General features: G+C 71.1%; 9 protein-coding genes. 7 read left to right on the top strand and 2 right to left on the bottom strand.

All coding sequences use genetic code 11. The features are described from left to right. The 3 genes from FDZ70_03965 to FDZ70_03955 form a co-directional block, all read left to right on the top strand. On the top strand, positions 1–1,880 hold a 1,880-nt coding region (locus FDZ70_03965; protein TLM78550.1), incomplete at its 5' end, for a hypothetical protein. Between the two features lie 91 nt (positions 1,881–1,971). Then, entirely contained in the window at positions 1,972–3,249 is a 1,278-nt protein-coding gene (locus tag FDZ70_03960; protein TLM78552.1) for a phenylacetate--CoA ligase, read from the top strand. 3 nt (positions 3,250–3,252) lie between these two features. After that, a complete protein-coding gene (locus FDZ70_03955; GenBank protein TLM78549.1) occupies positions 3,253–3,690 on the top strand; it encodes an ACT domain-containing protein in 438 nt (145 codons plus the stop codon). A 3-nt stretch (positions 3,691–3,693) separates the two neighbouring features. On the opposite strand, the gene FDZ70_03950 is transcribed toward FDZ70_03955, so the two are convergent. Both FDZ70_03950 and FDZ70_03945 read right to left on the bottom strand, forming a co-directional pair. Continuing rightward, on the bottom strand, positions 3,694–4,494 hold the full coding sequence (locus FDZ70_03950) for a diguanylate cyclase (protein ID TLM78548.1): 801 nt from the start codon (positions 4,492–4,494) through the stop codon (positions 3,694–3,696). Positions 4,495–4,507: 13 nt separating this feature from the next. Continuing rightward, the gene (locus FDZ70_03945) at positions 4,508–4,837 is read right to left on the bottom strand and encodes a prepilin-type N-terminal cleavage/methylation domain-containing protein (protein TLM78551.1); all 330 of its coding nucleotides are present in this window, start codon (positions 4,835–4,837) and stop codon (positions 4,508–4,510) included. 14 nt (positions 4,838–4,851) lie between these two features. Between FDZ70_03945 and FDZ70_03940 the strand changes: the two genes are divergently transcribed. The 4 genes from FDZ70_03940 to FDZ70_03925 all read left to right on the top strand — a co-directional run. After that, positions 4,852–6,273 (top strand): D-alanyl-D-alanine carboxypeptidase, encoded by a 1,422-nt coding sequence (locus FDZ70_03940; protein ID TLM78547.1) that lies wholly within the window; start codon positions 4,852–4,854, stop codon positions 6,271–6,273. Beyond that, positions 6,270–7,379, top strand: coding sequence for a glycine cleavage system aminomethyltransferase GcvT (gene gcvT / locus FDZ70_03935; GenBank protein TLM78546.1), 1,110 nt, complete (start codon positions 6,270–6,272; stop codon positions 7,377–7,379). The genes FDZ70_03940 and gcvT overlap by 4 nt, the downstream gene beginning before the upstream one ends. 38 nt (positions 7,380–7,417) lie before the next feature. Next, positions 7,418–7,801, top strand: a complete 384-nt coding sequence (gene gcvH / locus FDZ70_03930) for a glycine cleavage system protein GcvH (GenBank protein ID TLM78545.1) — start codon at positions 7,418–7,420, stop codon at positions 7,799–7,801. A gap of 17 nt (positions 7,802–7,818) precedes the next feature. After that, positions 7,819–8,611: glycine dehydrogenase (locus FDZ70_03925; protein TLM78544.1), on the top strand; the 793-nt coding region annotated here is incomplete at its 3' end.

Below are 8,611 nucleotides of genomic sequence, written 5' to 3'. Positions count from 1 at the left end.
CCGACGCGCTCGAACGCCGCAGGGAGCGTCGCGACGAGCGCGCGCGCTCCCGCCGCCCGTCCGGATGGCCAGCGTGGGCGCTCTGGGCCGCCGGCGTGCCGCTGGCGCTCGTCGTACTCGGGACGTTCATGGAAGTCGCGTTCGCTGCGGGACGCATCCATCCCGGCGTGCGCGTGGGGGACGTGAGGGTCGGCGGGCTCGGTCGTGAGGCCGCGGCCGGGCGGATCACCGAGCAGCTCGGGCCGCGGGTGTCCGCACCGGTCACCGTCACGTACGGAGCGAAGAAGTGGACGGTCGACGCCAAGAGCATAGACGCGTCGCTGTCCGCCAGCGGGTTCGTCGACGCGGCGTACGCCGTCGGGCGCACCGGCCCGTGGTGGCAGGACCTCGCCGTGCGCGCGTCCGCGTGGGTGCGTCCCGTGCGCGTCCCGTGCGCGGTGGCGGCCGACCCGGACGCGGTCGACGAGGTCCTCGACCTGATCTCCGGCGAGGTGCGGATCGACCCGGTGGACGCGACCGTGCGGATCTCGGGCACCTCGGCGGAGCCCGTCCCCGCCGCCGACGGCCTCGACATCGTCCGCGGCGATCTCACGACGCGGCTCCTCGAGGCGTTCGTGTCGCAGGCCCGGACCGTGCAGGCGCCCTCGGCGAAGGTCCCGGTGCAGGTCACGGATGCGGACGCCGCGAAGGCGCTGGCTGACGCGAAGCTCATGCTGTCAGGCCCCGCGAACGTCACGTTCGAGAAGTCGACGTGGGAGTTCCCCGCCACCGCGATCGCGAAGTGGATCGTGTTCGAGGAGGAGCCGGCCACCGGCACAGTCCCGTCGGCGGACTCGACGGCGCCGGTCGCCGCGGGGGTCTCGCAGGCCTCCGTGCGCAACATACTCGTCGCCCGCATCGGTTCGGACGAGATGTCCTCGGCGGTGCTGTCGAAGGCCGGCGCCGTGGTCGTCGAGCCGAAGGACGCGTCGTTCGCGGTGTCCAACGGGGCGGTGAGCATCGTCCCGCACCAGGACGGCACGGGACCGGACCTCGAGAAGCTCGCGGCCGACCTCACCGTCGCGCTCACGACGGACGGCGACCGGACCGTGGAGATGCGCACGGCGCGCATGCAGCCGGCGATCACCACCGAGAAGGCCAAGACGATGGGGATCCGTGAGCGCCTCGCGACGTACACGACGTCGTACTCCCCGTCGAACAAGCCGCGCGTCAACAACATCCACCTGCTCGCCGACGCGCTCGACGGCGCGCTCGTCGCGCCGGGGGCCACGTTCTCGTTCAACGGCCACATCGGCCCGCGCACCGCGGCCAAGGGCTACCAGGAGGCGCCGGCCATCGTCGGCAACAAGCTCGTGCCGCAGCTCGGCGGCGGCATCTGCCAGGTCGGGACGACCATCTTCAACGCGGTCTTCTTCTCGGGCCTTCCCACGGTGGAGCGCCACAACCATTCGTTCTACATCTCGCACTACCCGAAGGGCCGCGACGCGACGGTCTCGTTCGGCGGCCCCGACTTCAAGTTCAAGAACGACACCGCCGACTGGGTCCTCATCAAGACCGCGCACAGCGCGGGCACCGTGACGATCAGCCTCTACGGCACCGACCCCGGCTACGAGGTCGAGTATGAGACCGGCGCGTTCGAGAACGTGAAGCCGCATGGCGTGGTCGAGAAGGACGATCCCACACTCACGGTCGGCTCCAGGGTCGTCGAGGACGAGGGCGAGGACGGCAAGTCGGTCGTCGTGACGCGTATAGTGAAGAAGGGCGGGCAGGTCATCCGCACGGACACCTTCAAGTCCGTGTACAAGGTCAAGACCGAGGTCGTCCGCGTGGGCACCAAGCCGGTCTCCACGCCGACCTCCTCGACCCCGACGACGCACTAGCGCGAAGGAGCGGAGCGGGGCGTCGGCCCGACGAGGCCGTCGCGAGAGGGAGGGGGTGCGAGCGAGCGTGTTCCAGCCGGAGTACGAGAGCATGCCGAGGGCGCAGCTGGAGGACCTGCAACTGCAGCGCCTGAAGGCCCTTGTGACACGGGTCTATCAGAACGTCCCCGCGTACCGGACCAAGTACGACGAGGCCGGCTTCGACCCGGCGTCGCTACAGTCGCTCGAGGACCTGCGCCGCGTGCCGTTCACGGTCAAGGACGACCTGCGTGCCGGCTACCCCTACGGCTTCTTCGCCGTCCCGCTGCGCGACATCGTGCGCGTCCACAGCTCGTCGGGCACCACGGGCCAGGTCACCGTGGTGGGCTACACCCGCGGCGACATCGACCGCTGGTCCGACCTCATCGCGCGCACGCTCGCGTGCGCGGGCGCCACCGAGGACGACATCGTCCAGGTGACGTACGGCTACGGCCTGTTCACCGGCGGGCTCGGGCTGCACTACGGCTCAGAGCGCCTCGGCGCGCTGACCATCCCCGTCTCGGGCGGGAACACGAAACGCCAGGTCCAGATCCTCCAGGACTTCGGGGTCACGGTGCTGGCCTGCACCCCGAGCTACGCGCTGCTGATCGCCGAGACCGCGGCCGAGATGGGCATCGACCCGCACGGCCTGCCGCTCAAGGTCGGCGTGTTCGGGGCCGAGCCGTGGAGCGAGAGCATGCGCACGCAGATCGAGGACGCCCTCGGCGTCAAGGCCATCGACATCTACGGCCTGTCCGAGGTGATGGGGCCCGGCGTCGCGAGCGAGTGCACGGAGCAGCACGGCCTGCATGTGTTCGAGGACCACTTCCTCGTCGAGATCGTGGACCCGGCCAGTCTCGAGCCCGTGCCCGACGGCGAGACCGGCGAGGTCGTCTTCACGACGCTGACCAAGGAGGGCATCCCGGTCGTGCGCTACCGCACGCGGGACATCTCGCGCATCATCCCGGAGCCCTGCGCGTGCGGCCGCACGTTCCGCCGCATGGAGCGCGTCACCGGCCGGACCGACGACATGCTCATCATCCGCGGCGTGAACGTGTACCCGAGCCAGATCGAGCAGGTCCTCGTCGGCATCCCCGGCGTCGCGCCGCACTATCAGGTCATCCTCACGAAGAAGGGCTCGATGGACCACGTCGAGGTGCACGTGGAGGTCGGCCCCGACTTCGCGTTCGACGAGATCAAGGCCCTCGAGCGGCTCCAGAAGCGCGTGGCGGGCGAGATCGCCGGCGCGCTGGCCGTCTCCATCGACGTGCGGCTCGTGGAGCCGAAGTCGATCCAGCGCTCCGAGGGCAAGGCGAAGCGCGTCGTCGACAACCGAGCCGAGGGGAGCTAGGTCATGGTCGAGCAGCTGTCCGTCTTCCTCGAGAACGCTCCGGGCCGCCTGGCCGGGATGTGCCGCACGCTGGGCGCCGCCGGGCTCAATATGCGGGCGCTCATGGTCGCCGAGACCGGGGACTATGGGGTCGTGCGCGTGCTCGTCGATCGGCCGCATGCCGCGCGCGCGGTGCTCGAGGACGCCGGGTTCACGGCGTCGCTCACGCGGGTCATCGCCGTCGAGGTGCCCGACCGTCCCGGCGGACTGGCCGACGTGGTCGAGGCGCTGGGCGAGCACGGCCTCAACGTGGAGTACGCGTACTGCTACGTCGAGCCGGCGGGTGACGCAGCCGTGTACGTGTTCAGGGTCGAGGACCCGGACCTCGCCGCGAAGACGCTCGGGGACGCCGGGTTCGGCCTCGCGGGGGCGGGACGCCTCTACCAGCCGGACGCGTTCTAGGCGCTACGCGCTGCCCTCGCCCGCCGCGTCAGGCGGGGCGACGACCTCGGCGAGCGCCTCGAGCGCCGCCAAGTCCTCGGGTGCGGCGAAGACCTGCACGTCAACGGACTCGTCGCGCGCGCCCACGAGGTCGCGGATGCCGGCGCGCACGCGCTCGGCGGCGATGAGCGCCCCGGACCTCGCCGTCTGCGGCAGCAGGACGACGAAGCGCCCGTCATCGAGACGGCCGACGTCGTCGACCAAGCGCACGTCGCCGCGGATGTGGTCGGCCACCGACCGCAGCAGCGAGCGCTGCTTCGTGACGCGCAGCTCGCTCGTCAGCGCGGGCGCGAGCGCCACGACGATGACGCCGTAGGGATTGCCGTAGCGGACGTGCTGCCCGTGCGCCGATGACAGGAGCCGCGCGATCTGGCGCTGGTTGTAGATGCGCGTCCACTCGTCGACCGCCGAGTCGTCCTCCATGGCGGAGAAGACGTACTTGATGCGGCCGCACAGCTCGCCGCCCCCGATGCCCACGATCCCGTAGGTGAGCACGCGTGTGAGCAGCGGCGCGAACAGGCTGGCCGTCATGGCGCCGGCCGCGACGATCGACGGCGCGTGGAGCAGGATGTAGGCGAGCGACGCGGCCACCGCGGCCGCCATGCCGCCCTTCCGGCCCCAGTGGACGGCGCACCCGACGACCCCGAGCAGCAGAAGCTGAGCGGCGATCTCGATGACGGGGGGGTTGCGCACGAAGACCAGCGCAGAGAGCACGGCGGCCCCGCCGAGCAGGAGCGCGAACTTCTCGAACGTCTCGTAGCGCATGCTCAGGCCTCCGTCACGGCTGGTGGCCGGGGTAGGTGCACACGGCTTCCATCCCCGCCGCGTCCCACTCGATGAGGCGATCGTCTGCGGGGCAATGTGCCGCGCTGTCGAAGTTGCGCACGTACGGGCGCAGGTCCTCGAGCGTGGCGGGCTGCGTGCTGTTGTGCTCCGCGGTGAATATGCTCGCCGAACGGGTGAACCCTCGGCGGTTCGCCGCGCACAGCATGCGCGTGGTGTAGCGGACCGACGTGACGTAGGAAGCGAGGGCGATCGCGACGAGCAGCGCGATGATCGCCAGGACGGTGACGAGCTCGACGAGCGTGAACCCGCGGTCGTCGCGCATGCTGTGGGCAGTGAATGCCATCCGCACCCCGCTCGGCAGATCGGGCCATCCCCGTCCGGCCCGCGCCTGCAAGTATACCGCTCGCCGGAACCCGCGTTGCCGGCGACCCGTTGAGCCGGACGGCGGCGTCGCGGATACTGCGACCTGTGAACCCCCGCCGCCGCCGAAGGTCGCCCCTCGCGTCCGCGCGACACCGCGCGCTCGCGCTCGCGCTCGCAGCGCTGCTGCTGGCGCCTGCGTCCGCACGCGGCGCGCTGCTCGACGCCGACCGCATCGGCGGCATCGAGATCGGCTCGCCCGCCGCCGGTCCCGGCCTGCGTGCGGTCGCACCGGACGTGGGCATGGCGGCCGGCATCCTCGTCACCGGCGACGGGCGCGAGCTGTGGAGCCGGTTCTCCGATGACGAGCGTGCCATGGCGAGCATCACCAAGGTGATGACGGCCGTCGTCGCGCTCGAGCACACGAAGCCTGACGACAAGATGCGCATCGAGACGCGGGCGACCAGGGTGGGGGAGTCGGAGGCCGGGCTCGTGGCGGGCAGGACCTACGCGGTGCGCAAGGTGCTCGAGGCGCTGCTCGTGAAGTCCGGCAACGATGCCGCCGAGGCACTTGCGCTGCACGTCGCGGGCAGTGAGAAGGCGTTCGTCGACCTGATGAACGCGAAGGCGGCCGCATTGGGCATGACTCACACTCACTTCGTCAATGCGCACGGGCTCGACGCGCCGGGCCACCGCACCTCCGCGGCGGACCTGGCGACGTTGTGCCGGTACGCGATGGGGGATGCCGAGTTCAGGCGGATCGTCGCGCTGGACAAGGCCACCATCCCCGGCCCGAAGGGGACGGTGATCACCATGGAGAACTCGAACAAGCTGATTGCGTCCTACGCCGGCGCCACCGGCGTGAAGACCGGCTGGACCGACGACGCCGGCTACTGCGTCGCCACCTCCGCGGAGCGGGGTGGTGTGACGCTGTACGCCATCGTCCTCGGCGCGCAGTCCGAGACGACGCGGTTCAGCTACGCACGCAGGCTGCTCGACTGGGGCTTCGAACACTACCGGCCCCGGCGCCTGGCGACGACGGGCGACGACCGCGGCGCCGTGCCGGTGACCGACTATCTCGACGTGACGGTGCCGCTCATGACCGCGGTGACCACCGACGTGCCCGTGTTCGACCTCGAGGGGACCGTGACGGTCACCGCCGACGTCGCGACCGAGGTCGAGGCGCCGGTCGTGCGCGGGCAGCGGCTCGGTACCCTGACCGCCGTCCAGGGCGACCGGCTTCTCGCGCGCATCGCGATCGTCGCGGCGTCCGACGTCGAGGAACCCGGGTTCTGGGAGCGGATCGGCATCTGGTTCACGCGCGTGTGGCGTCGTGTGTTCGGCGGGCAGAGGGTGGCGCCGGCGCGGGTCGTGCCCGCGGCGCTCGGCACACCGTGACGCGAGAGGGGCGAGGCGTGGAGCTGAAGCGGACGCCGCTGTACGAGGAGCATCTGGCGCTCGGCGCGCGCATGGTGCCGTTCGCAGGCTGGGAGATGCCGGTGCAGTACGCCGGCATCATCGAGGAGCATCGCGCGGTACGCTCCGGCGCCGGGGTGTTCGACGTGTGCCACATGGGCGAGTTCCGCGTGTTCGGGTTCGGGGCCGAGCGCACGCTCCAGTCGCGTCTGACCAACGACCTCGAGCGCATCTCCGAGCTCGGACGGGCGCAGTACACTCTGCTCTGTGACGACGACGGCGGGATCATCGACGACCTCATCGTCTACCACACGGGCGACCTCGAGTACCTCATCATCGCGAACGCGTCGAACACCGCGGCCGACCTGGACGTGCTGACGTGCGACCTGCCCGAGGACGTCGAGTTCGCCGACGAGTCCGGGCGCACGGGGCTCATCGCGCTGCAGGGCCCGCGCGCCCTCGCGGTCCTGGCGGAGCTGTCCGACAGCGACGTGCCGTCCCGGTTCCGCATCGGCGAGGGAGAGGTCGCGGGCATCCCGGTCCTCATCGCGCGCACGGGCTACACCGGGGAGGACGGCGTGGAGCTGCTGTGTCACGAGAGTCGCACCGCCGACCTGTGGCGCGTGCTCATGAGCGTGCCGGAGGTCGTGCCGTGCGGGCTCGGTGCGCGCGACACGCTCCGCCTGGAGATGGGCTACCCGCTGCACGGCTCCGACATGGACCGGGGGGTCGATTCCGTCTCGGCCGGCCTCGACTGGGCGGTCGGCCTCGGCAAGGCGGCGTTCACCGGGCGCGAGGCCATCGCCGCCGTGAAGGAGGCGGGGCCGGAGCGCCGGCTCGTCGGCCTGCGCGTCGGCGACGGCATCCCACGGCCGGGTTTCGCCGTGTTGCACGGCGGTTGCGAGGTCGGTAAGGTTGCCAGCGGGACGTATTCGCCGACGCTGGAGACCGGCATCGCCACCGCGTACGTCCCGGCGGCGCTCGCCGAGCCGGGCACCGCTCTCGAGGTCGTCATCCGCAGCCGCACCGTGGGTGCCGTCGTCGAGAGGCCGCCGTTCGTGAAGGGCACGTCGCTGCCGGCAGACTGACTTTCGGCGCATGAAGCCGGGAGGGGAGTGTGAACACCATGTTCCCGAAGGATCTGAGGTTCTACACCGAGCACGAGTGGGTGCGCGTCGAGGGCGACGAGGCCGTGATCGGTATCTCGTCGTTCGCACAGGACCAGCTCGGCGAGGTCGTCTACGTCGACCTGCAGAAGGCCGAGGGCGACACGCTGGCGTCCGGCGACCAGTTCGGCGAGGTCGAGTCGGTCAAGTCCGTGTCCGAGCTGTTCACGCCCGTGTCGGGCGAAGTCCTCGCCGTCAACGAGGCCTTGAGCGGGGCGCCCGAGACGGTCAACGCAGACCCGTACGGCGAGGCGTGGATGGTCCGCGTGAAGCTGGCCGATCCGTCCGAGGTCGACGAGCTCATGTCGGCCGAGGAGTACGAGGCGTTCGTCAGCGGCGTGTGACGGGCCGCTGACGCAGCATGCGCTTCGTCGCGGTCACCTGCGAGCAGCGCGCCGTGATGCTGGCGCGCGTGGGTGCGTCCTCGGCCGAGGACCTGTTCGCCGACGTGCCGCCGGCCGCCAGGCTCATGCGGCCGCTCGACCTGCCAGCCGGGATGTCCGAGATCGACGTGCTCGCGCACGTGCGCGAGTTGGCCGGCGCGAACGCACCCGCGGCCTCTCTGGTGAGCTTCGCGGGCTGCGGGTGCTACGACCACCACGTGCCGAGCGTGGTGGACCACGTCGTGCGTCGCCCGGAGTTCTTCACGGCCTACACGCCGTACCAGCCGGAGGTCTCGCAGGGCACGCTGCAGGCGATCTGGGAGTACCAGACCGGCATCTGCGAGCTCACCGGCATGGAGGTCGCCAACGCGAGCATGTACGACGGCGCAACTGCGTTCGTCGAAGCCGCGTTGATGGCGTGTCGCGTCACCGGACGGCGCGGCGTGGCGGTCTCCGGCAACGTCCACCCCGAGTGGCTGGAGACGCTCGGCACGTACGCTGCCGCGGGCGTCATTGACGTGACGGTGTGCGAGGTGCCCGGCGGATGCACGGACGCGTCGTGGCTCGCGGGAGGCGCGGGCGGTGACACCGCCGCGGTGATGATTGCTTCGCCCGACCGTCACGGAACGCTGGTCGACGTCGGCGCACATGCCGAGGCGGCTCACGCCGCCGGTGCGCTGCTCGTCGCCGCCTCGAACCCGGTCCTGCTCGGCGTGCTGGAACCGCCCGGCGCGCTCGGCGCCGACGTTGTGGTGGGCGCAGGCCAGCCGC

The sequence above is a fragment of the Actinomycetota bacterium genome (genome assembly GCA_005774595.1).
In the GTDB taxonomy this organism is placed as follows: Bacteria; Actinomycetota; Coriobacteriia; order Anaerosomatales; family D1FN1-002; genus D1FN1-002.
This window is presented reverse-complemented; position numbering and strand designations above follow the sequence as displayed.

Coding starts and splice junctions, on each gene's coding strand:
- FDZ70_03960 (TLM78552.1), top strand. CDS start 1,972: ATGCCGAGGGCGCAGCTGGAGGACCTGCAACTGCAGCGCCTGAAGGCC.
- FDZ70_03955 (TLM78549.1), top strand. CDS start 3,253: ATGGTCGAGCAGCTGTCCGTCTTCCTCGAGAACGCTCCGGGCCGCCTG.
- FDZ70_03950 (TLM78548.1), bottom strand. CDS start 4,494: ATGCGCTACGAGACGTTCGAGAAGTTCGCGCTCCTGCTCGGCGGGGCC.
- FDZ70_03945 (TLM78551.1), bottom strand. CDS start 4,837: ATGCGCGACGACCGCGGGTTCACGCTCGTCGAGCTCGTCACCGTCCTG.
- FDZ70_03940 (TLM78547.1), top strand. CDS start 4,852: ATGCCATCCGCACCCCGCTCGGCAGATCGGGCCATCCCCGTCCGGCCC.
- gcvH (TLM78545.1), top strand. CDS start 7,418: ATGTTCCCGAAGGATCTGAGGTTCTACACCGAGCACGAGTGGGTGCGC.